Here is a 17,511-nt window from a genome sequence, read left to right as displayed (position 1 = left end):
TTCAGCGCCCCTCCTGCGTGTGGGTGGCGATGCGTTCGCGCAGCTTCTTCCAGTCAACACAGTTGACCAGCGGCCCAGCCTCACAGGTAAACCCGTAGTGCTCTAGCACTCCCATCAGAGCAGCGGTGCTGTGTGGATAGGTGAACTGGTTTGCAGCCTTGCAGTACGGGCACGACGGCGAAAGGTACTTGGCATCACGCCAGCGACTCCAAGCGTCCGGCGTATCAGCAAAGCAGGTTTGGCAGTTGTTGCATTTCCAATCCACCCCCTGCCCAGCCTCACTGGCCTCACGCTGGGGCTGCGGGGCGGCGGCGAACTCGGCCAGCGTGGTCATTCCTTCCTCGGGGCACTCGTCGCACGACACATGCAATCCGTAAGTCTTGGTGCCGTCGTCGTTCTCGATGTTGCCAACCCACAGCGTGCAATCGAGGTACGCTTCGCCATCGCCAGCAGCGGGGCCGCCGAAGCTGAAAGCAGCAGATTCCCACGCATCAGCCGGGGCGTGCATTCGCTCAGGCACCAGCGCCCACCCAGCCGGCAGCGAGGGCGGGGTGGTGGGCGCAAGCCAGTCGGCCATGTCGCGCATCACGTCCTCGCTGGCGAAGCTGTAGCCGATGCCATACGGCGTATCCCTGCGCCAAGCCACCGCCTCCCCCGGCTGTAGCGCGGTGATGGCGGCTCGGGCGTAGTCGCGCATTTGGTCGGCGGTCCATCCGTCGCGACCCTGTGCGGTCATCAGCAACGCTTCCGGCAGCGCCGGCAAATCATGCTCATTCATCCTGCGGCTCCTGGTTCTAAGTAGTCGGCGCTTCCGTGCGCCTCGGGATCGGTTGTCAGTAGGCGATGGACACGCCCGGAACCTTGCCGGATGCAATCGCGGTGATCGCAGCCTTGGCCGCGGCTTCGTCCAGGCCGGCAGTCACCAGCGCCTCGGCGGCCTTGCGGTTGACCGCGCCACAGTGGCGGCGGTTGGCCTCGCGGCGTTCCTGCTCGGCGCGCTGGCGGGCTTCCTCGTCCAGTCGGCGCTGCTCGGCGGCTGCAGCTTCACGTGCCGTGCGTTCCTCGGCCTGGCGCACGGCTTCGGCCTTGTCGCGCTCGGCCTGCTCGGCGGCACGCTTGGCGGCCTCCCGCGCTTCCTCGGCTTCACGCTCGGCGCGGGCGACAGCTTCGGCCGCGTCGCGCTGGGCACGCTCGGACGCCTCGGCAGCAATGCGGGCTTCACGTTCGGCGCGCTCGGCCTCGGCCTTCTCGGCGGCGATGCGCTCGGCCTCGGCGCGTTCAGCGGCGGCGATGCGTTCCTCGCGCTCCCGCAGCTCGCGTTCCCGGCGCTCAAGTTCCTCGACGCGGGCGCGTTCTTCGGCTTCGCGGGCGAGCCTAGCCGCTTCGATGGCCTCGCGTTCGATGCGCTCCTGCTCCTGCTCCCACTCGGTCAGCGGGCGGCGCACTTCGTCCTTCAGCCCGTCCAGGTAGTCGCGGGCCTTCTTGCGGGCGGCATCGACCTTGGCCGACTGCGCCTTCCAGTCGGCCACCAGTTCCTTGCCGGCGTCGTCAATGGCGGTCTTGGAGCGAGCCACCTTGTAGGCGACCGACGCGATTTCCTTGCGGCCCTTCTCGGTGGTCACGTCCGGCACCAGGCTGGCGGCCTCGGTGCGAATCTGCGCCAGCAGGTCGTCCAGCTTGGCCCCGGTGAAAATCTCCACCGCGTTGATCGACTCCAGCGGGAGCAGGGCGGTTTCCTTGATCTGCGCGTTCATGCGGCAATCTTCCTTTCCATCAGGCGTTCAATGAGGGGTTGGACGCGCGACTCCAGAACCGCAATGCGCCCTTCGATTTGGTCTTTCTCGCTGTCGGTGATGCTGGCGACCAGGTGGATGCCGCCCGCGAGCGGGTGGTACACATAGAAGTCCATGGCCTCCAGGTTCCCGACCATGCAGCCAATCCGGGCCTGCCAGCGGTACTCGCTGGGGATTTCCTGGCGCTCCAGCACGTCCATCCATGCCTTGTGTTCCAGGCACTTGATTTCCAGCCCGCGGCGGCGGTTGGCGTGCAGCCCGTCCGGCGACCAGCCCAGGTGGGCGATGCGGCCGTGCTTCACAAAGCCCATCTGTTCCACCTCGGCATCGGTGGCAAAGGCGAAGTTCTCGCGCGCCTCCGGTTCCAGTTCGTGCCCGCGCTGCATCGAGGCGTTGCTGTAGCCGCGGTCGGTCTTGCCAAAGACCCGGCCCCAGGCCACGTCCTTAATCAAGTCCTTCAAGCCCTGCGTCTCCAGCCCGCCCATGATCTTGGCGCCGTTGCTGGCGCTCCATACGCCGGCCCGGATGGCGTGCCACTCGTCGGTGCCCTGCTCAATGTCAGGGAAGTAGAGGGGCGCGTTCATTCTTCATCCTTCGGCATCACGCGCGCCTTGGCCGCGTTGAATGCGTCCTTCACCGGTGCCGGAATGTTCTTCACCACGCCGCCGTAGTCCTTCATCATCTTGGCCTTGGTCGGCTCGTAGTCGCCCGGTTCCTGCAACTGGTTGGCCTGCCGGATCCAGTCGGCGGCCTTGGCATCGACCGGCTCGGCTTCCGGCGCGTCGTCGTAGGCACGGCCGTCGTCGTCCATGCCCTTCGTCGCCATGCCGGTCAGTGCCAGCAGGGTGTAACGCTCCAGGTAGGTCACGGTGCTGGCGACTTGCTGGATGGCGTTCTTCTTGCCGCTGGCGTCCGGCGACGCGCTCATGGTCACGGACTCGCTGTGCCCCAAGGCGTGCGTGATCGTGCAGGCCACGGTGATTTCGTTGCCCTTCTGCGACACGTCCCAGCGGTGCGACAAGCCGTGTTTGCCCATGGCCGGCACCACCACGTCGGTCACGTCGGACAGTTCGGCGTGCTTGTAGCTGGTCCAGTCGCCGTCGCGGGTCTTGAACTCCACCAGCTTGCGCTTGAGGATTTCCATGGGTTCGGCCTTGAAGCTCGCCATGGCGGCCACGTAGGCTTTGCGGGCTTCGTTCGCCTCGTAGCGCTCCTGCAGCGCCATCAGCTTTTCCAGCTTGTCCAGGTCGGCGCCTTGCTGCACGGCCATGGCCAGCAGGTGCGAGGGCGTGGTGACGGTCGGCAGCGCTTCGCGCGGCTCGACAACGGTAACGGCTTGATTGTTCATTGCTCGGATTCCTTGGCTCGGCGGATCAGGCCGCGACGGTGTAATCAGGGGTGTCGGTGCTGACCCAGCGGGCGTAGCAGACGGCCGGCCCCCAGCGCACGGGCGGGGCATCGATGCCCTGGTCCTCGGGGTTGTCGCCAATGTCGAACGCCATGCGGATGGCTTCGGTGGCCTGCGTCTTGGTCAGTTCCTTGCTGCTGCGGCCCATGCGGACCAGGCCCGGTGCGCCCATGCCGGTGTTGATGCCGGGCACCAGTCGCTCGCCCAGCACCACGGCGCAGATCAGCAGCCGGAAGTCGTCCTTGTCGAAGCGGTGGCCGTGCCAGCGCAGACTGGTGGCCAAGTCCCCGCAGGCGGCGTTCAACAGCTTTTGCTGCTGGCGCGTCATCGGCTCGCGGCCCCGTTCCTGCCAGTCCTGGGACTCGACGCGGCTCATTGCATCGCCCCACACGCCACGACCAACGCGGCGATGCCGGCCATCGTGGTGAAGGCGGTGCGCATCAGGCGGCTGCTGGCGCGCTCGGCGGCGATGCGCTGCGACGGCAGGACTTCATGGCTGCGCGTCGGGTCCATCGCGTCGAAGCTCTCGATGATGCTGGCGCGGGCCAGCCGGGTTACGGCGTACTTGTTCACGGTATGCGCTCCGGCTGTGTCTTTTCCTGCGGGCAGTTGCCAAACGCCCAGCAACACGCGGCGGTGTAGAGAACAGCCACGGCCAGCGGCATCCACCAGCCCATGACCAGGAACAGCAGCAGGGTCAGCAGCAGGCCGTAGGCGGCGATGGCGGAAAGTAGGTCGATGGTGTTCATTGCGCACCTTCCAGCGCCTTGGCGGCCTTCTGCAGCATCCGCACATCGTCCGGTTCCAGCACTGTGGCGTGGCCCCACATCGCGGCGTGGATCGCCTTGGAGGCCAGCGCCTCCAACTCGGCGGCCAGCGTCTTGGTGTCGGTGGTCATGCCGCAGCCCTCCGCAGCACGCCGTCCATGACCAACTCGGCGGCCTTCTCGTTCAGGGCTTCTTCCAGCGCGCCTTGCTGCTGGTCGCGGAATCGGTCAAGGGCGCGAAACGCAATCGCCGCATCGCCCTGCAGTTCGTCGGCGCGGGTGCGGGCCATGAGGGCGTTGAACGCCTCCACCATCCCCGGCATGGTCAGCAGGTAGGCCGCGCCATCACCGTGACGGTCGGCTACGTCAACGCGCACGTCGTCGCGCTGGTCATCGGTGATGAGGGTGCGGGCCGCTTCGATGGCTTCCGGGGCAATGTCATCCGGCAGGCCCAGGGCGGCGGCTTGGTAGCTTTCGGCGTACTGCATGGCTTAGACCTCCACCAGATTGCCGTCGCGCAGCGTGTACCACGTCTCCGGCTTGACGCCATCGCGGCCCGCAATTCCTGACCACACCGCGACGATCTTGTATTCGTCGTCACGCTCTACCAGGAACAGTGCGGAGCCTTCGCAGCCCATAACCTTTCCCGCATAGCCTGCGGACATTGCGACGCCATCCTCGCCCGAGTTGCTGGCCGCGCCGCGAGCGCCCGAGTTGCTGGCCGCGCCTTGGTAGCCCGAGTTGCTGGCCGCGCCGCGAGCGCCCGAGTTGCTGGCCGCGCCTTGGTAGCCCGAGTTGCTGGCCGCGCCGTAGTCGCCCGAGTTGCTGGCCGCGCCGCGAGTGCCCGAGTTGCTGGCCGCGCCTTGGTAGCCCGAGTTGCTGGCCGCGCCGCGAGCGCCCGAGTTGCTGGCCGCGCCGCGAGTGCCCGAGTTGCTGGCCGCGCCATCCTCGCCCGAGTTGCTGGCCGCGCCGTAGTCGCCCGAGTTGCTGGCGGAATCAGTCGGCTTCGCACGCTTCAGCGTGTACTCGACGGCCGCCTTAATGATGCCCGGAAGGCCAATTTCTGCCGTGAGTTTGATGCGTTCGCTGGCAACCTTGGAATCGCCACCGTGGCGCGAGAGCGTGCCGGACTGCTCAACCGTGCAATAGCGCGATTCGGCAGGCGGGTAGTAATTGAACACGTCCAGCGGGTACTCGCAGGCGTGGAAGCCGCCATTACAGGCCGATACCTCACCTTCGTGGACGAACTCTTTGCCGACCTCAAACTGATAGCCACGGCACGCCAGGTTGGCGTCGAAGCCCTTGAACGTGGTGATGACCTCGGGCTGAGCCGTGGTTTCGGTTGCTGCGGATTCCTGAGTGGTGCCGTCTGCCATCGTCTGTCTCCCGGCCGATCCGTTCGGCGTGGGAGTCATACTGTCAGCAGACTGACAGCCTGTCAATAGGCTGACAGAATTATTTTCAACTTTCGATTGTGCGGGGCACAAAAAAGCCCGCTTCGGCGGGCTTTTTAGGCTGTTGATTGGCCTTGGTCAGTCTGACACCCACTCATCACTCGCGTCCCGCGCCCATTGTTTGCATCCCTCAACGAAGGATTGCGACTTCCCGCCGCACTGTCCTTCGTCGGTGATGCCTTTTTCTTCGGCCCAGTTGTAGCCGGCCTTGTGCCCTGAGCAGTCGCCAGCACAAGTGAAGTCGCCGAATTTCTGCTCGTCATTCTCCGGTGCCAGATCGTGAACCATTCCAGCTTCAGCGGCCGACCTATGGGCTTCGGTGCTGTGCTTCACAGGTGGCGCTGGCAACGTCGATGGGCGGAACTTCATGCGGCACGCCTCAATGATCGCCTCTGACGCGACTTTGCTTTGACCGCGCCCCAACTTGCCCAATATGCAGTCCTCGTAACTGGAGAACTCATCCGGGGCTGGTGGAACGGCCTTGCTGCACGACCCCAGAGAGCCCGCCATTGTCAGTCCGCCCAGCACGATCAGCATGCCACTGGCCACGCCTAGTGGAATTGAATCACCCCACTTATCCATGTCACCTCCGGTTAGTCTGTTACAGGCCACCGCCACCGCTGCGGTCGATTACCTGGCCGATGATGTACACCTGCGCCATGTCCTCTGGCTGCACGTACTCGTCTGGGTAGCGAGTCTTGTCCGGGTTGTCGCTGACGATCCGAAGCCGGCCGTCCGCCATCATCGAGATACGCTTCACGCGCGCCTCACCGCCATAGATCAGCGCGAACACGCGGTCGTTGCGGATGCGCCTCTGTCCGGTGTGGATCACCGCCTTGTCGCCATCCCATAGCGTCGGCTCCATGGACGAGCCGCGAACGCGCGCAATGCGCACCTGCTCCGGCTTGGCGCCAAACTGGCGCAGCCATTCAATCTGGAAGGGCAGGCGGTACTTCGTTTCCACGTACTCGGGAACGATAACGCCAGGGCCACCGCTCACCTCTATGTCGGACACCGCAATCATCACTTCGCGTTCGGCATCAACGCCGTCCTCGCCGTCCACCCCGCGGACTTCGTAGGCGTGAACCTTCACCCGCTCGCCGTCCGGCTCCCACGGGTAACCGTCATCGTCTGACGTGAGCGCCAACCATTCCGGCCGGACCCGGTACACCCGTGCGGCCTCCATCAGGTACTTGCCACCGATGGAGTGCGCCTCGCCGGCTTCCCAGCGGATTACCAGCGGACGGGAGCAGCCAATGGCTGCGGCAGCGTCCTTCTCCTTGGTGAAGCCTGCCCGGATCCGGGCCTTCTTCGTCCTGACGGCGAGTTCTTGGTTCGGCATGTCAGGAAACTTACATGTCAGGGCCGTCAGGGGGTTGACATTAACTGTCAGCGCGCTGACAATCGGCGCATGCTCACCAAAGAACAAGCCATCAGGCTCTTCGGCTCGGTCAAAGAACTTCAGACCGCCCTTGGACTCAAGACCCATTCGGCCATCTACATGTGGCACGACGGGCAGCCTATCCCAGAGAACCACGCCCTGCGCATCAGGTACGAGCTTCGACCGGACGCCTTCGATGCGAACGGCAAGCTGCTTTCGCCGAAGAAGTCGAAGGCGGCCTAACCCATGGCGGCCGACCTGAAGGACTTTCGCGGAAAGATCACCCCGGAAACGTGGTGCGTGATCGAGGCCGAACACCGGGCGACCGGTGAGGACCATTCCGCCATCGTTCGTGATGTTCTGCATGGCTGGGCGACCAAGAAGATCCGGGCGGCCAACCTAACCGCAAAACTGCTCGCCGCCGAAGGGATCACGGGGGAGGGGCAGGGATGACCTACTTCAACACCTCCCGCCTGACCGGCGCAGAGCTGGCGCAGGCCATCGCGGACGCGGCCAAGCAGGAAGATGCGGTGCTGGCGATCTACGCCAACGCCCGCGGCCCGCTGTCCCCCGCCGACGTGTGGGGCCAGTGCAACGCGGCAGGAAAGCATTGGCCGCTGACCAGCATCCGCCGCGCCATCACCGTGCTGACCAAGGACGGCCGCCTGACCCAGCTTGAACTGCAGAAGCAGGGCATCTACGGCAAGCCCGAACACCTGTGGGCCGTCACCGGGTTCCAGCCGGCGCTGTTTGGGGCGGCGGCATGAGCGACACCTACACCAAGCTGTTCAGCAGCATCACCGAATCGACCGTGTGGGGCGAGTCCTACGCCACGCGGATTGTGTGGGTAACGATGCTGGCCATGGCGGACGCGCAGGGCAACGTGTACGGCGCGGTGCCTGGTCTCGCCCGTCGCGCCAACGTGACGCTGCAGGAAGCGGAGGCCGCATTGCTGGCCTTCATGTCGCCTGACCCGTACAGCCGCACCAAGGACTCGGACGGGCGCCGGATCGAGGAAATTGACGGCGGCTGGCGACTCATCAACCACGGAAAGTACAGCGCCGTGCGCAATGCCGACGAGCGCCGCGAGTACAAGCGCCGCTGGGACCAGGAGAACCGCCCGAGCGGTCACCGCCGCGAAGCAGTCCGACAGCAGTCCGACAGCAGTCCGACAAAAACCGACAGTCCGACCCCACCAACACCAACACCATCACTAGAGAAGCAAGAGCAAAAGCTCTCTGCGCAGCCTTCGGCTTCGCGCTTCGATGACTGGTGGGCCGCCTACCCCAAGAAGGTGGGCAAGAAGCCCGCGCTGCAGAAGTGGCGCAGCCGTGGGCTGGATGCGGTGGCCGACACCCTGATTGCCGACGTGCTGCACCGTGCCGCCAACGACGACGGCTGGGTGCGCGGCTACGTGCCCGACCCGCTGACCTACCTCAATCAAGACCGCTGGGAGGACGACTTGCGCGCCGCGCCAGTCGCCAGAAGCACGGCCCCGCCCCCCGCTGCACCGAGCAAGACCCTTTCCGCCATCCAAACCCTACAGGCGATGAAGCATGGACACCTGGATTCACGACGAGATTCTGGACGGACTGACCAAGTTGCTTTGCTTGAGTCTGGAACGCACCCCCGCCGCTGACATGATCGCCGGCACCGCGATGTTCTGGACCGAGGTGCTGACTTCGGATCGCGTGTGGGATCAACACCGCGACACGCCCCGGTTCCGCAAGGCGTTCATCACCCTGGGCCGGATGCGCACCACCTGGCCTGTGCCGCAGCACTTCATCGAAGCCTTGCCGAAGGTCGAACCGCTGAAGGCGTTGCCGTCCACGCCGGCCGACCCGAAGCGCGCGCAGGAAATCATCGAAGGGCTGCGCAAGGAACTGACCGGCGACCGCAAGACCGCAGCCGCAGGTGGCGAATGAACATCGAACTGACCGACGACGACGTGCTGACCTTCGTCCTGGCCGGCTGCAACGCCCGCGAGATTGCCGCCTATGCCGGCATCGCCGTCTCCACCGCGCACGCCCGCATGTCGCACGCGCTGAACGTGTACGCGAGGGCGGCATGAGGATCACGCTCGCCGGGCAGGGCCGCATTGCCGAAGCCCATCACGCCGCCATGCCCGAACTGTATTTTCGCGTGGCGCTGTGGCTGGCCGCCAACCCAAGGGCTACTTCCAGGCAGGTCGCCAACAAGTTCGACGTGTCGCGCTCCACGGCCTACCGCTGGCGCCTGCACTTCGCTGCTGCAACGGGGGCGGCATGAAGTCCACCGAGCAGCGCGACCTGCTGCGCGAAAGCCCCAAGGCGCTGGCCGAGGCACACCGGGAGGCGGCCCGCGCGGCGCGACGCAACCCCTACGAGACGCCCGACGACGCCGAACGCCGGGCGCGGTACTACGAGCGAGAGGCCGAGCGGCTGGAGGCGGTGTCGTGACCGCCTACATGCGCGCCGTACTGGACCTGAGCGACCGCCGCTGGCTGAGCCCGCCGTCTGCGCGACTGTCGGTTCTGCGCCGATTGGCGGCCAACGGGCACGCCACCCAATGCGGCCACCTGTTCCACCCGTCACCGGCCTGTGACCGGCTGGCGCACGCGCTGCGAAGCCCGATGAAGTCGCCGCAAGGGGATCTGTTCGCATGACCACCGGAGGCCGCCACGACTTCCCGACCGAGCGGGGCGACTACGCGGTGTGGCTGGTTGGAGCGGATCGGCCCCGGCTGCTGCTGTGGTCGGGGCTGCGGGCGTATGAGGGCGAGGCGCCGACGTGGCGCTGGGGCGCGATGAAGGTGGAGGCCGCCGCGTGGTGCGGTCCTTTGGTCAAGCCGAGGGCCGCCAAGTGAGGACGAAGAACAGCAAGGCGCACACGAAGGCCGAGGCCGCGCACCTGGCGGCGGTCAAGTCGGTGGCCTGCGTCACCTGCGACGCGCCAGCCCCGAGCGAGGCGCATCACGTCGTCCAAGGCGACCACTGGACCTGCATCGCGCTGTGCCAGCCCTGCCACACCGGCAAGGGCGGCATCCACGGGGATCAAACCATGCTGCGGCTGCGCTACCGGATCGGCGGGACCGCCGGGGAGTTGGCCGCAATCAATGAAACGTTGGGGAGGGTGTACGGGTGAGCAGGAAAGGATCGAATCTGAAGGTCCGCGAGGCGCTGAAAGTCGGCCCGATGCGGTCGCATGAACTTCGCGTGGCGCTGGGGCTGACGCATAACGAGTGCAGTTCAGCACTGGCCAGCCAAGTCCGCGGTGGCTTCATTGGGCACGACGGCGGCGAGCGTTTCGTGCGGGTGTACCACTTCATCTGCGACCCGGCGCCGAAGCTGACGCCGGAGCAACGCAAGGCCAACCAGGCGGCATACGACAAGAAGCGTCGGAACCGGGTACGCAAGCCGCGCGTTGCCAAGCCGACGAAGCCGGCCAAGGTGAAGCCGTCCGAGCGCATCCGAACGATCAACCACCAGAACGTGCAGACCAGCATCGCCCGCAAGTTCGTCAAGCCTGAGCCGGTGGACGGCCCGCGCATGAGCAGCTTCGACTGGGAGGCGTTGGGGCTGGGCAAGGTCGAGCGCATCCCAGCAGTGTGGGAGGTGGCCCGTGGTTGAAATGATCGCATTGCTGCTGGCCGGGCACGCACTGGCCGACTACCCGCTACAAGGCGACTTTCTGGCGAAGGCAAAAAATCGCTTCGCGCCCATTCCTGGCGTGCCGTGGTGGCAGGCACTTGGGGCGCATTCCGCCATCCATGCCGGCGTGGTGCTGGTTGTCACTGGTAGCCCGGCGCTGGCCGCGGCTGAGGCCGTCGCGCACTTCCTGATTGACGACGCGAAGTGCAAGGGGCGCATCGGGTTCAACACGGACCAGGCATTGCACGTCGCCTGCAAGGTTCTGTGGGTGGCGCTTTTGGGGGTGATGAATGGCTGACACACCAACCCGCCGCGAGTGGGAGGCGGCGCAACTGGCCGTGGAGAGTGCCCGGCGTGTAGGCAAGAAGCTGGACGACTGCCCGCCGTATGGGACCGACCGCAAGGCCGCGAATCTGCGCGAGGCGTGGGTTAACAGCTGGGAGCGCGCGGAAGGGCAGATGCGGAGGCGGGGATGAAGCACTACGCGCTGGGCCGCCTGAAGGCCGGACAGATGAACAAGACCGAGGCCGCTTATGCCGCCCACCTGGACGTGCTGCGCGCGGCCGGGGCCGTGCAGTGGTTCCGGTTTGAGGGGCTGAAGCTGCGCCTGGCCGACAGCACGTTCTACACGCCCGACTTCGCGGTGATGGCCGCAGATGGCGTCATGGAGTGCCACGAAGTCAAAGGCCACTGGACGGACGACGCCCGCGTGAAGATCAAGGTGGCGGCCGAGCAGTACCCGTTCCGTTTCGTGGCCATCAAGGCACGCGCCAAGAAGGACGGCGGCGGCTGGTCCATGGAGAGCTTCGGATGAAAGCCGACATGGCCGCCGCCGTCGCCCGCTACGCCGAACTGGCCCCGGTGCAACTGGAACAACTGATCGCGCACGAAATCGAACAACTGGCCGCGCAGCAGCGCCGACTGGCGGCCATGCGCAAGGCGCAGCGCATCCAACGGAAGCAAAGGGGAAACCGTGGAAAGCAAAGCAAGCCTTGAATCCAAGTCCAAACGGGTTATTCGTCACCACGCGCGGCCGAACGCGGGGCCGCGGCATTGCTACACCCGGTCTATGGTCAAGATCGGCGCCGCCCATCCCGAGCAGGACATGATGCCCCTCGCCCAAAAGGTCGCCCAGCGCATCCGCACCAACCGCCATTCCTACGAAGGGGCGGGGAGCTACGTGATGGCCGATGGCACGGGCAGCGTGTTCGTGCTGTGCGAGGCCGCGACCACGACCGACGCGACCGTGAACGCCAATACCGGCCTGGTGGTAGGGCGCTACAGCTTCCCCCTGCCCAGCCCCCGCGACCTGTTCGATGACCTGCTGGCGCATTTCGTGGAAATCGGGTTCGTGACCGAACAACTGATCCGCGACGTGATCCGCGAGGTGGAAGGATGATGCGACTGTTCAGCGCTACCGCCAGGCGCGAGTGTGGCGGCCGAAGCATGGGAGTCGGGAACCCCATGCACTCCGGGAGTGGGGCGCCGCGTTGCGGCACCGCGGACGGGCTGCAACCCGCCGCGGCATCTCCTACCCATGGGACCGGGGAGGGTTTGGGTCATGGCCGCTGATCGCATGACCCAAGCCCTGCAATACCTGAACCGGGAGTTCTCGGTGAACGCCGACGAGTTCCGCCGGGACAACGCCCCAGGGGGCGAAATGCTGCTGATAGGCGCGCTGTCCAAGGGCTACGCCCGCGAGGCCAAGGGCCGCTTCGGGCTGACCGATGCCGGGCGGGCCAAGATTGCCGCGGAGGTGGCGCCCCATGGGTAGGCCGTCCACCTACAGCGAGACTCTGGCCGATTCGATTCTGGACAAGCTGGCCAGCGGGGATTCCCTGCGCGCCATTTGTGCCGAGGAAGGGATGCCCGACCGGGATACTGTGCGGCGCTGGCTGAAGGAACACGACGATTTCGCGGCCAAGTACGCGCACGCGCGCGAGGAACAGGCCGAGTTCCACCATGAGGAAATGGACCGGCTGGAGTCGGCGGTGGAGGACGGCTCCCTGAACCCGCAAGCGGCCAGCGTGATCCTGGCCAACAAGCGTTGGCGCATGGAGAAGCTGAAGCCCAAGGTCTACGGCCCCGCCGTGACCCTCAAGGGCGACCCGGCCAACCCGCTGCAGACCCGTGTGGCCATGACCGAGGCCGAACTGGAGGCCATCGCCGCGGCCGGTAGGGCGAATGGCTGACGGCCGCGCCCGCATCACCCCGGCCGAGGCCGCAGCGGAATTGCTGCGCCGTCGCCGCGCCCGTGAGTCGCTGGTGGCCTACAGCAAGGCCATCACGATTCCCGGTGCGCCGGTGTCCGACGACCCGGACGAGTGGCTGTTCAAGCCCATTGAGACGAGCGTGGCCGCGCACCACATCGTCACCATGGAGGCCATCGAGCGGTGCATCCGCACCGACTACGGCCGCCTGATGATCTTTGAGCCACCGGGCAGCGCCAAATCCACGTATGCGTCCGTGGTGGGCACGACCTGGGCCATGGGCCGCTTCCCCGGCCTGCGCGTGCTGATGACCAGCTACGCCGGCACGCCGATCATCCGGCACAGCAAGCGCGCCCGGCAGATTGCCGCCAGCCCCGAGTTTGCGACCGTGTGGGAGAAGCCCACGACGCTGGTGGCCGGCTCCAACGCCGCCGACGAGTGGGAACTGACCAACGGCAGTGGCCTGTTTGCCGCGGGCATCATGGGCGGCATCACGTCGAGCCGCTGTGACCTGGGCATCGTGGACGACCCGGTGGCGGGCCGCGAGGAAGCCGAGTCCGAGCCGATCCGCGCCAAGACCCGGCAAGCCTACGACGACGACTTCCTGACCCGCCTCAAGCCCAAGGCCAGCATCATCCTGATCCAGACCCGTTGGCATGAGCAGGACTTGGCCGGCGGGATCCTGCCCGACGACTACGACGGCCGTTCCGGGCCGGTGGCGTGCAAGGACGGGCAGGTGTGGGAGGTGCTGAACATCCCCGCCAAGTGCGAGCGCACCGACGACCCGCTGGGCCGCAAGCTGGGCGAATACCTGTGGCCGGAGTGGTTCGGCCCGCGCCACTGGCAAATCTACGAGGCCAACCCGCGCACCTGGGCGAGCCTGTACCAGCAGCGCCCGGCGCCCGAGGAAGGCATCCAGTTCAAGCGCGAGTGGTTTAACTGGTACGGCCCCGAGGACGTGCCGGCGCACCTGAACGTGTACGGCGCCACCGACTTTGCCGTGACCTCCAAGGACGGCGACTTCACCGAGCATGGCGTGGTGGGCGTCGATGAAGCCGACCGCATGTTCGTGCTGGACTGGTGGAGCGGGCAGGAAGCCCCGGACGTGACCATCAAGGCCAAGGTGGCGCTGTGCCAGCAGCACAAGCCGATGCTGTGGTTTGGCGAGAAGGGCGTGATCGAGAAGGCCATCGCCCCGGCCGTGACCCGCGCCATGCGCGAAGCAACGCCGCAGGTGTGGGTGCCGATGGAGTGGTTGCCGACCACGGGCGACAAGGTGGCCCGTGTGGCCACGTTCCGCGCCCGCGCCCAGCACGGCACGGTGTTCCTGCCCCGCGGCCAACGCTGGGCCGAGGAACTGGTACAGCAGTTGTGTTCGTTCCCCGCCGGCCGCCACGACGACAAGGTGGACGTGTGCGGCCTGTTCGGGCGCGGCCTGGACCTGATTGCCGGCGCCCGCGTGCCCAAGCGCGAGAAGCAGAAACCCATCATCCCGTTCACCCGCGCCCATATCGAGGGCATGGACCGGGCGCAGCAGCATGAAGAATCCCTCAAGAGGCGCTTTTACCGATGAACGACCAGCAGCCCGAGTTCCACCCCCTGAGCCTGGGCATTGCCGAGGCCGTCCACGGCGAGGACGCGAGCGCCAAGGTGGAAGAAGCCGCGGACGTGAAGCGTTGGCTCAAGCGCATTGCCGACGACCGCGAGTTCGACAAGCACGCGCGCAGCCAGTACGCCCGTGACCGCAAGTACGCCCGCGGCGACAAGGGCGACTTTGAGGTGGACGTGCCGATTGCCGGCACCTACGTGGACATTCTGACCAGCTTCCTCTACGCCCGCGACCCGGACGTGGACGCCAGCCCGGCCGAGACGGTGAAGCCGCCGAGCATGGCCGAACTCATGGACCAGGTGCGCGACGAGGTGTTGGCCGACCCGGCGGTGATGCAGCAGGCGCAGCAGGCGGGCATGGCCGTTGGCCAGCAGGCCGCACAAGCCGCCCAGCAGGAAGCCGCACAGTCCGCGATGAACCTGGCCGCCGGTGGCAAGCCGGGCGAGGCGCCCGCGCCAATCGACCCGCAGGCCGCCGCGCAACAGGCGATGCAGGACACGCTCAACCAGGCGGTGAAGGCCCGCGCCGAGGCCCTGGCCGCGCCGTACCGGGCCAAGCTCAAGGACGCCAAGCAGTTCAGTCACACGCTGGAACTGGTGGTGTCGCGGGTGTGGCGCCGGGCCGCGCTGAAGGCGCAAATGGACTGGTGCGTGCGTTCCGGCTTGACCGTGGCCGTGGGCTGGATCAAGGCGACGTGGCAGGAGCAGCGCGGCGAGGATCCCATCATTCGGCAGAAGATCGCCGGCATCCAGGACAACCTGCGCCAGTACGACGCGCTGCAGGCCGAGGTGCTGGACGGCACGGCGCCGGACATGGACGCGGCCAAGGCCGAACTGACCAAGTTGCTGGTGGGGCTGGAGGCGCAGGTGGAGGTGGTGGTGGCGCGCGGCATGGCGTTCGACTTCTTCCCGGCCGAGGACGTGCAGGTCGCCAGCGAGGTGCAGACCATCGCGCAGTACAAGGATGCGCCGTACCTGGCCACCCGTGCGTTCTTCCCGACCAAGGCGGCCAAGGCCCGGTTCCCGGCGATCAAGGACAAGATCAAGAACGCCACCCTGTACTCCCCGGTGAAGCCGACTAGCCCGACCGAGCGGCGCGAGTCCGGCGGCGTGGCCGAGGTCAGCGCCGAGGACGCGGACGCCTTCAAGCCCGGCGGTGGCGAGCATGGCCACGTCTGCGCCTGGGAGGTGCAGGACCGCGACACCAACACCGTGTTCGTGGTGATCGAGGGGCTGGACTGTTACGCCGTGCCGCCGCAGGCGCCGCGCCCGGCCACCAGCCGCTTCTACAGCCTGTTCCTGTGGTCGCCCATCAAGGTGGACGGCGAGCGCCACCCGCAGAGCTTGATTAGCCGCTCGATGGGCCTGCTGGACGAGTACAACCGCACCCGTTCCAACTACGCCGAACACCGCCGCCGCTGCCTGCCCAAGCTGGGCTTTGACGCGAGCAACTACAGCCCCGAGGAAATCAAGAAGCTGGAGGCCGGCGGCATCGGGGAAATGGTCCCGCTCAAGCCGACTCGCCCCGGCGAGCCGGTGGGCACCGCCATGGCGCCCATCGCCTACAACCCGGTGGACATGGCGCTGTACGACACCAGCGCGATCCGCGCCGAACTGGAGATGATTTGGGGCATCCAGGAAGCCCTGTCCTCCACCATCCGCACCGCCAAGACCGCGACCGAGGCCGAAATCCAGCAGACCGGCACCAACGCGCGCACCGGCTACATGCGCGAATCGCTGGACGCGATGCTGGGCGAGTTGGCCGAGTACACCGCCGAGGTGTGCGTGCAGACCATGAGCCGCAAGGACGCGGTGGACATTGCCGGCGAGTGGGCGTTCTGGCCCGAGGGCATGACCGTCGAGGACCTGGCCGACCTGGCCAACGTCACCATCCGCGCCGGCTCGTCCGGCAAGCCCGACACCAACGCCGACCGCGAAGCCTGGGTCAATGCCCTGCCGGTGCTGCAGCAGGCCATCGAGCAGGTCGCCAGCCTGCGCGGCTCCGACCCGGCCAGCGTGGCCGACTGCATCGAGGAAGTGGTGGCGACCACGCTGGACCGCTTCGGCATCCGCGTGGACGTGGGCCAATTCCTGCCGGCGGCGCCCAGCGCCACGGCCGCATCCGTATCCGCACCCGTTAACCAACCGCCCGAGGGGGCCATCCTGTGACCATCCAGAACACCGACCCGAAGCCCGACGAGACCCAGGACCAGCCTGACACCGGCGCCGTCGAGGTGCAGGGCGAGGACGCCGCGCCCGTCGTGGACGCCGACATGGCCGCCTTCGATGCTGGCCTGGCCGAAGCCAATGGCGAAGCGCCGGCCGATGATGAAGCGCCGGCCGACGAGCCGCCCCCGCCCGAAGCCAAGGCCGACGACACCCCGGCCGACCCGCCGCCGGCCAAGCCGTCCGACGCCTTTGGCGAACTGCCCAAGGACGCCAAGGCCGAAACCCGCGAACGCTTCGGCAAGCTCAAAGAGCAGTACGACACGCTCCACCAGGAGGTCGAGCCGTTGCGTGCCGCCGCGGCCCGTGCCGAGCAGTGGGAGCAACTGGTCATGTCCACGGGCGCCCCGCCGGAACTGATGGGGTCCATGTTCGACTACGCTGCCATCGCCACCAAGGCCAACGCGGGCGACCCACAGGCCATTGCTCTGGCACTCGATACCGCGCGCAAGGAGTACGAGCATTGGGCCAAGCTGGCCGGCGCGGACGTGCCGGGCGTGGACCCGCTGGCGGACTACCCGGAACTGAAGGCGCAGGTGGAGGAGGGCGACATGACCCGCGCGGCCGCGCTGGAGGTGGTCAAGGCGCGCAACCTGCTGAACCGCCAGCAGCAGGCCCAGGCGCAGACCACCGAGCAGCAGCGGGCCGAGGCCCAGCAGGCCCAGGCGGTCAACGCCGCCAAGGAAGAACTGGCCGCGCTGAACGCGCAGTTGCAGAAGGACGACCCGCACTTCGCGCAGCGCGTGGCCAAGATCGACTTTGCCGCGATCCGCCAGCACCCGCCGCACCTGTGGGCGGCCAAGGTCGAGGCGGCGTACTGGCGCGTGCCGGTCGAAGCCCCGCGCCCGCGCGTGGCGCATTCGCCGCTGCGGCCGGGCACCACCGCTCCGGTGCGCCCGCAGCCCAAGGACGACATGGACGCCTTCTCCATGGGCGTGGCCAGCGTGCGCTGACGGGCCTTGACACTAACTCGCGGGGCGGCACTGTCACCCCAGCGGCTCACGGGCCGCCCCGCGATAGCAGATAGCCGGTGTCGC

34 protein-coding genes are annotated in these 17,511 nt (G+C 66.9%); 22 read left to right on the top strand and 12 right to left on the bottom strand.

What is annotated here, in order from left to right:
* Position 1 precedes the first annotated feature (1 nt).
* The 12 genes from ACYVBS_RS02505 to ACYVBS_RS02450 form a co-directional block, all read right to left on the bottom strand.
* Complete coding sequence (locus ACYVBS_RS02505) at positions 2-778, bottom strand: hypothetical protein (protein ID WP_460821542.1); 777 nt, start codon at positions 776-778, stop codon at positions 2-4.
* 55 nt (positions 779-833) lie between these two features.
* On the bottom strand, positions 834-1,754 hold the full coding sequence (locus tag ACYVBS_RS02500; protein WP_460821540.1) for a hypothetical protein: 921 nt from the start codon (positions 1,752-1,754) through the stop codon (positions 834-836).
* Positions 1,751-2,377, bottom strand: coding sequence for a lambda-exonuclease family protein (locus ACYVBS_RS02495; protein WP_460821539.1), 627 nt, complete (start codon positions 2,375-2,377; stop codon positions 1,751-1,753). The genes ACYVBS_RS02500 and ACYVBS_RS02495 overlap by 4 nt, the downstream gene beginning before the upstream one ends.
* Positions 2,374-3,141: an ERF family protein gene (locus ACYVBS_RS02490; RefSeq protein WP_460821538.1), complete on the bottom strand. Its 768-nt coding sequence runs from the start codon at positions 3,139-3,141 to the stop codon at positions 2,374-2,376. Before ACYVBS_RS02490 ends, ACYVBS_RS02495 begins: the two co-directional genes overlap by 4 nt.
* A gap of 25 nt (positions 3,142-3,166) precedes the next feature.
* The gene (locus tag ACYVBS_RS02485) at positions 3,167-3,577 is read right to left on the bottom strand and encodes a recombination protein NinB (RefSeq protein ID WP_460821536.1); all 411 of its coding nucleotides are present in this window, start codon (positions 3,575-3,577) and stop codon (positions 3,167-3,169) included.
* On the bottom strand, positions 3,574-3,774 hold the full coding sequence (locus ACYVBS_RS02480) for a hypothetical protein (protein ID WP_460821535.1): 201 nt from the start codon (positions 3,772-3,774) through the stop codon (positions 3,574-3,576). The genes ACYVBS_RS02485 and ACYVBS_RS02480 overlap by 4 nt, the downstream gene beginning before the upstream one ends.
* Entirely contained in the window at positions 3,771-3,950 is a 180-nt protein-coding gene (locus tag ACYVBS_RS02475; protein WP_460821534.1) for a hypothetical protein, read from the bottom strand. Before ACYVBS_RS02475 ends, ACYVBS_RS02480 begins: the two co-directional genes overlap by 4 nt.
* On the bottom strand, positions 3,947-4,099 hold the full coding sequence (locus tag ACYVBS_RS02470) for a hypothetical protein (RefSeq protein WP_460821533.1): 153 nt from the start codon (positions 4,097-4,099) through the stop codon (positions 3,947-3,949). The genes ACYVBS_RS02475 and ACYVBS_RS02470 overlap by 4 nt, the downstream gene beginning before the upstream one ends.
* Positions 4,096-4,455 carry a hypothetical protein gene (locus ACYVBS_RS02465; RefSeq protein WP_460821532.1) on the bottom strand — a complete coding sequence of 120 codons (360 nt, stop codon included), beginning with the start codon at positions 4,453-4,455 and terminating at the stop codon, positions 4,096-4,098. The genes ACYVBS_RS02470 and ACYVBS_RS02465 overlap by 4 nt, the downstream gene beginning before the upstream one ends.
* Positions 4,456-4,458: 3 nt before the next feature.
* Entirely contained in the window at positions 4,459-5,343 is an 885-nt protein-coding gene (locus tag ACYVBS_RS02460; RefSeq protein WP_460821531.1) for a DUF7666 domain-containing protein, read from the bottom strand.
* 156 nt (positions 5,344-5,499) lie between these two features.
* Positions 5,500-5,958, bottom strand: coding sequence for a hypothetical protein (locus ACYVBS_RS02455; protein ID WP_460821530.1), 459 nt, complete (start codon positions 5,956-5,958; stop codon positions 5,500-5,502).
* Between the two features lie 64 nt (positions 5,959-6,022).
* On the bottom strand, positions 6,023-6,763 hold the full coding sequence (locus tag ACYVBS_RS02450; RefSeq protein WP_460821529.1) for a LexA family transcriptional regulator: 741 nt from the start codon (positions 6,761-6,763) through the stop codon (positions 6,023-6,025).
* Between the two features lie 69 nt (positions 6,764-6,832).
* Here ACYVBS_RS02450 and ACYVBS_RS02445 point away from each other — a divergent pair, with 69 nt between their 5' ends.
* The 22 genes from ACYVBS_RS02445 to ACYVBS_RS02340 all read left to right on the top strand — a co-directional run bounded on the left by ACYVBS_RS02445 (position 6,833) and on the right by ACYVBS_RS02340 (position 17,427).
* Positions 6,833-7,045 carry a hypothetical protein gene (locus ACYVBS_RS02445; protein WP_460821528.1) on the top strand — a complete coding sequence of 71 codons (213 nt, stop codon included), beginning with the start codon at positions 6,833-6,835 and terminating at the stop codon, positions 7,043-7,045.
* Between the two features lie 3 nt (positions 7,046-7,048).
* On the top strand, positions 7,049-7,255 hold the full coding sequence (locus ACYVBS_RS02440; protein WP_460821527.1) for a hypothetical protein: 207 nt from the start codon (positions 7,049-7,051) through the stop codon (positions 7,253-7,255).
* Positions 7,252-7,569 carry a hypothetical protein gene (locus tag ACYVBS_RS02435; protein WP_460821526.1) on the top strand — a complete coding sequence of 106 codons (318 nt, stop codon included), beginning with the start codon at positions 7,252-7,254 and terminating at the stop codon, positions 7,567-7,569. The genes ACYVBS_RS02440 and ACYVBS_RS02435 overlap by 4 nt, the downstream gene beginning before the upstream one ends.
* Positions 7,566-8,441 carry a hypothetical protein gene (locus tag ACYVBS_RS02430; protein WP_460821525.1) on the top strand — a complete coding sequence of 292 codons (876 nt, stop codon included), beginning with the start codon at positions 7,566-7,568 and terminating at the stop codon, positions 8,439-8,441. The genes ACYVBS_RS02435 and ACYVBS_RS02430 overlap by 4 nt, the downstream gene beginning before the upstream one ends.
* Entirely contained in the window at positions 8,413-8,727 is a 315-nt protein-coding gene (locus ACYVBS_RS02425; protein ID WP_460821524.1) for a hypothetical protein, read from the top strand. Before ACYVBS_RS02430 ends, ACYVBS_RS02425 begins: the two co-directional genes overlap by 29 nt.
* The gene (locus ACYVBS_RS02420) at positions 8,724-8,873 is read left to right on the top strand and encodes a hypothetical protein (protein ID WP_460821522.1); all 150 of its coding nucleotides are present in this window, start codon (positions 8,724-8,726) and stop codon (positions 8,871-8,873) included. Before ACYVBS_RS02425 ends, ACYVBS_RS02420 begins: the two co-directional genes overlap by 4 nt.
* Positions 8,870-9,070: a helix-turn-helix domain-containing protein gene (locus ACYVBS_RS02415; RefSeq protein ID WP_460821521.1), complete on the top strand. Its 201-nt coding sequence runs from the start codon at positions 8,870-8,872 to the stop codon at positions 9,068-9,070. The genes ACYVBS_RS02420 and ACYVBS_RS02415 overlap by 4 nt, the downstream gene beginning before the upstream one ends.
* Positions 9,067-9,240 (top strand): hypothetical protein, encoded by a 174-nt coding sequence (locus ACYVBS_RS02410; protein ID WP_460821520.1) that lies wholly within the window; start codon positions 9,067-9,069, stop codon positions 9,238-9,240. The genes ACYVBS_RS02415 and ACYVBS_RS02410 overlap by 4 nt, the downstream gene beginning before the upstream one ends.
* Positions 9,237-9,446 carry a hypothetical protein gene (locus tag ACYVBS_RS02405; RefSeq protein WP_460821519.1) on the top strand — a complete coding sequence of 70 codons (210 nt, stop codon included), beginning with the start codon at positions 9,237-9,239 and terminating at the stop codon, positions 9,444-9,446. The genes ACYVBS_RS02410 and ACYVBS_RS02405 overlap by 4 nt, the downstream gene beginning before the upstream one ends.
* Positions 9,443-9,646 carry a hypothetical protein gene (locus tag ACYVBS_RS02400; RefSeq protein ID WP_460821518.1) on the top strand — a complete coding sequence of 68 codons (204 nt, stop codon included), beginning with the start codon at positions 9,443-9,445 and terminating at the stop codon, positions 9,644-9,646. Before ACYVBS_RS02405 ends, ACYVBS_RS02400 begins: the two co-directional genes overlap by 4 nt.
* Positions 9,643-9,924, top strand: a complete 282-nt coding sequence (locus ACYVBS_RS02395; protein WP_460821516.1) for a hypothetical protein — start codon at positions 9,643-9,645, stop codon at positions 9,922-9,924. The genes ACYVBS_RS02400 and ACYVBS_RS02395 overlap by 4 nt, the downstream gene beginning before the upstream one ends.
* Positions 9,921-10,409, top strand: coding sequence for a hypothetical protein (locus tag ACYVBS_RS02390; RefSeq protein ID WP_460821515.1), 489 nt, complete (start codon positions 9,921-9,923; stop codon positions 10,407-10,409). The genes ACYVBS_RS02395 and ACYVBS_RS02390 overlap by 4 nt, the downstream gene beginning before the upstream one ends.
* Before the next feature lies 1 nt (position 10,410).
* Positions 10,411-10,728, top strand: coding sequence for a DUF3307 domain-containing protein (locus ACYVBS_RS02385; RefSeq protein WP_460821621.1), 318 nt, complete (start codon positions 10,411-10,413; stop codon positions 10,726-10,728).
* Positions 10,721-10,906: a hypothetical protein gene (locus tag ACYVBS_RS02380; protein ID WP_460821513.1), complete on the top strand. Its 186-nt coding sequence runs from the start codon at positions 10,721-10,723 to the stop codon at positions 10,904-10,906. The genes ACYVBS_RS02385 and ACYVBS_RS02380 overlap by 8 nt, the downstream gene beginning before the upstream one ends.
* Complete coding sequence (locus ACYVBS_RS02375) at positions 10,903-11,244, top strand: DUF1064 domain-containing protein (protein ID WP_460821512.1); 342 nt, start codon at positions 10,903-10,905, stop codon at positions 11,242-11,244. The genes ACYVBS_RS02380 and ACYVBS_RS02375 overlap by 4 nt, the downstream gene beginning before the upstream one ends.
* Before the next feature lie 8 nt (positions 11,245-11,252).
* Positions 11,253-11,426: a hypothetical protein gene (locus ACYVBS_RS02370; protein ID WP_460821511.1), complete on the top strand. Its 174-nt coding sequence runs from the start codon at positions 11,253-11,255 to the stop codon at positions 11,424-11,426.
* A gap of 112 nt (positions 11,427-11,538) precedes the next feature.
* Positions 11,539-11,829 carry a hypothetical protein gene (locus tag ACYVBS_RS02365; RefSeq protein WP_460821509.1) on the top strand — a complete coding sequence of 97 codons (291 nt, stop codon included), beginning with the start codon at positions 11,539-11,541 and terminating at the stop codon, positions 11,827-11,829.
* A 162-nt stretch (positions 11,830-11,991) separates the two neighbouring features.
* Entirely contained in the window at positions 11,992-12,204 is a 213-nt protein-coding gene (locus ACYVBS_RS02360) for a hypothetical protein (RefSeq protein WP_460821507.1), read from the top strand.
* Positions 12,197-12,622 (top strand): terminase small subunit-like protein, encoded by a 426-nt coding sequence (locus ACYVBS_RS02355; RefSeq protein ID WP_460821506.1) that lies wholly within the window; start codon positions 12,197-12,199, stop codon positions 12,620-12,622. Before ACYVBS_RS02360 ends, ACYVBS_RS02355 begins: the two co-directional genes overlap by 8 nt.
* A complete protein-coding gene (terL, locus tag ACYVBS_RS02350) occupies positions 12,615-14,213 on the top strand; it encodes a phage terminase large subunit (protein ID WP_460821504.1) in 1,599 nt (532 codons plus the stop codon). The genes ACYVBS_RS02355 and terL overlap by 8 nt, the downstream gene beginning before the upstream one ends.
* Positions 14,210-16,417, top strand: coding sequence for a hypothetical protein (locus ACYVBS_RS02345; RefSeq protein WP_460821502.1), 2,208 nt, complete (start codon positions 14,210-14,212; stop codon positions 16,415-16,417). The genes terL and ACYVBS_RS02345 overlap by 4 nt, the downstream gene beginning before the upstream one ends.
* Positions 16,414-17,427, top strand: coding sequence for a hypothetical protein (locus ACYVBS_RS02340; RefSeq protein ID WP_460821501.1), 1,014 nt, complete (start codon positions 16,414-16,416; stop codon positions 17,425-17,427). Before ACYVBS_RS02345 ends, ACYVBS_RS02340 begins: the two co-directional genes overlap by 4 nt.
* Positions 17,428-17,511: the final 84 nt, after the last annotated feature.

Source organism: Lysobacter olei (assembly GCF_054777355.1).
Note: the sequence above shows the minus strand (reverse complement) of the source record. Positions and strands in the feature narration are given on the sequence as shown.

Excerpts from the sequence above, each read along its gene's own strand:
- ACYVBS_RS02505 (WP_460821542.1), bottom strand. The coding sequence starts at position 778 with ATGAATGAGCATGATTTGCCGGCGCTGCCGGAAGCGTTGCTGATGACC.
- ACYVBS_RS02500 (WP_460821540.1), bottom strand. The coding sequence starts at position 1,754 with ATGAACGCGCAGATCAAGGAAACCGCCCTGCTCCCGCTGGAGTCGATC.
- ACYVBS_RS02495 (WP_460821539.1), bottom strand. The coding sequence starts at position 2,377 with ATGAACGCGCCCCTCTACTTCCCTGACATTGAGCAGGGCACCGACGAG.
- ACYVBS_RS02490 (WP_460821538.1), bottom strand. The coding sequence starts at position 3,141 with ATGAACAATCAAGCCGTTACCGTTGTCGAGCCGCGCGAAGCGCTGCCG.
- ACYVBS_RS02485 (WP_460821536.1), bottom strand. The coding sequence starts at position 3,577 with ATGAGCCGCGTCGAGTCCCAGGACTGGCAGGAACGGGGCCGCGAGCCG.
- ACYVBS_RS02475 (WP_460821534.1), bottom strand. The coding sequence starts at position 3,950 with ATGAACACCATCGACCTACTTTCCGCCATCGCCGCCTACGGCCTGCTG.
- ACYVBS_RS02470 (WP_460821533.1), bottom strand. The coding sequence starts at position 4,099 with ATGACCACCGACACCAAGACGCTGGCCGCCGAGTTGGAGGCGCTGGCC.
- ACYVBS_RS02465 (WP_460821532.1), bottom strand. The coding sequence starts at position 4,455 with ATGCAGTACGCCGAAAGCTACCAAGCCGCCGCCCTGGGCCTGCCGGAT.
- ACYVBS_RS02460 (WP_460821531.1), bottom strand. The coding sequence starts at position 5,343 with ATGGCAGACGGCACCACTCAGGAATCCGCAGCAACCGAAACCACGGCT.
- ACYVBS_RS02455 (WP_460821530.1), bottom strand. The coding sequence starts at position 5,958 with ATGCTGATCGTGCTGGGCGGACTGACAATGGCGGGCTCTCTGGGGTCG.
- ACYVBS_RS02450 (WP_460821529.1), bottom strand. The coding sequence starts at position 6,763 with ATGCCGAACCAAGAACTCGCCGTCAGGACGAAGAAGGCCCGGATCCGG.
- ACYVBS_RS02445 (WP_460821528.1), top strand. The coding sequence starts at position 6,833 with ATGCTCACCAAAGAACAAGCCATCAGGCTCTTCGGCTCGGTCAAAGAA.
- ACYVBS_RS02440 (WP_460821527.1), top strand. The coding sequence starts at position 7,049 with ATGGCGGCCGACCTGAAGGACTTTCGCGGAAAGATCACCCCGGAAACG.
- ACYVBS_RS02435 (WP_460821526.1), top strand. The coding sequence starts at position 7,252 with ATGACCTACTTCAACACCTCCCGCCTGACCGGCGCAGAGCTGGCGCAG.
- ACYVBS_RS02430 (WP_460821525.1), top strand. The coding sequence starts at position 7,566 with ATGAGCGACACCTACACCAAGCTGTTCAGCAGCATCACCGAATCGACC.
- ACYVBS_RS02420 (WP_460821522.1), top strand. The coding sequence starts at position 8,724 with ATGAACATCGAACTGACCGACGACGACGTGCTGACCTTCGTCCTGGCC.
- ACYVBS_RS02415 (WP_460821521.1), top strand. The coding sequence starts at position 8,870 with ATGAGGATCACGCTCGCCGGGCAGGGCCGCATTGCCGAAGCCCATCAC.
- ACYVBS_RS02410 (WP_460821520.1), top strand. The coding sequence starts at position 9,067 with ATGAAGTCCACCGAGCAGCGCGACCTGCTGCGCGAAAGCCCCAAGGCG.
- ACYVBS_RS02400 (WP_460821518.1), top strand. The coding sequence starts at position 9,443 with ATGACCACCGGAGGCCGCCACGACTTCCCGACCGAGCGGGGCGACTAC.
- ACYVBS_RS02385 (WP_460821621.1), top strand. The coding sequence starts at position 10,411 with ATGATCGCATTGCTGCTGGCCGGGCACGCACTGGCCGACTACCCGCTA.
- ACYVBS_RS02380 (WP_460821513.1), top strand. The coding sequence starts at position 10,721 with ATGGCTGACACACCAACCCGCCGCGAGTGGGAGGCGGCGCAACTGGCC.
- ACYVBS_RS02375 (WP_460821512.1), top strand. The coding sequence starts at position 10,903 with ATGAAGCACTACGCGCTGGGCCGCCTGAAGGCCGGACAGATGAACAAG.
- ACYVBS_RS02370 (WP_460821511.1), top strand. The coding sequence starts at position 11,253 with ATGGCCGCCGCCGTCGCCCGCTACGCCGAACTGGCCCCGGTGCAACTG.
- ACYVBS_RS02365 (WP_460821509.1), top strand. The coding sequence starts at position 11,539 with ATGCCCCTCGCCCAAAAGGTCGCCCAGCGCATCCGCACCAACCGCCAT.
- ACYVBS_RS02360 (WP_460821507.1), top strand. The coding sequence starts at position 11,992 with ATGGCCGCTGATCGCATGACCCAAGCCCTGCAATACCTGAACCGGGAG.
- ACYVBS_RS02355 (WP_460821506.1), top strand. The coding sequence starts at position 12,197 with ATGGGTAGGCCGTCCACCTACAGCGAGACTCTGGCCGATTCGATTCTG.
- terL (WP_460821504.1), top strand. The coding sequence starts at position 12,615 with ATGGCTGACGGCCGCGCCCGCATCACCCCGGCCGAGGCCGCAGCGGAA.
- ACYVBS_RS02345 (WP_460821502.1), top strand. The coding sequence starts at position 14,210 with ATGAACGACCAGCAGCCCGAGTTCCACCCCCTGAGCCTGGGCATTGCC.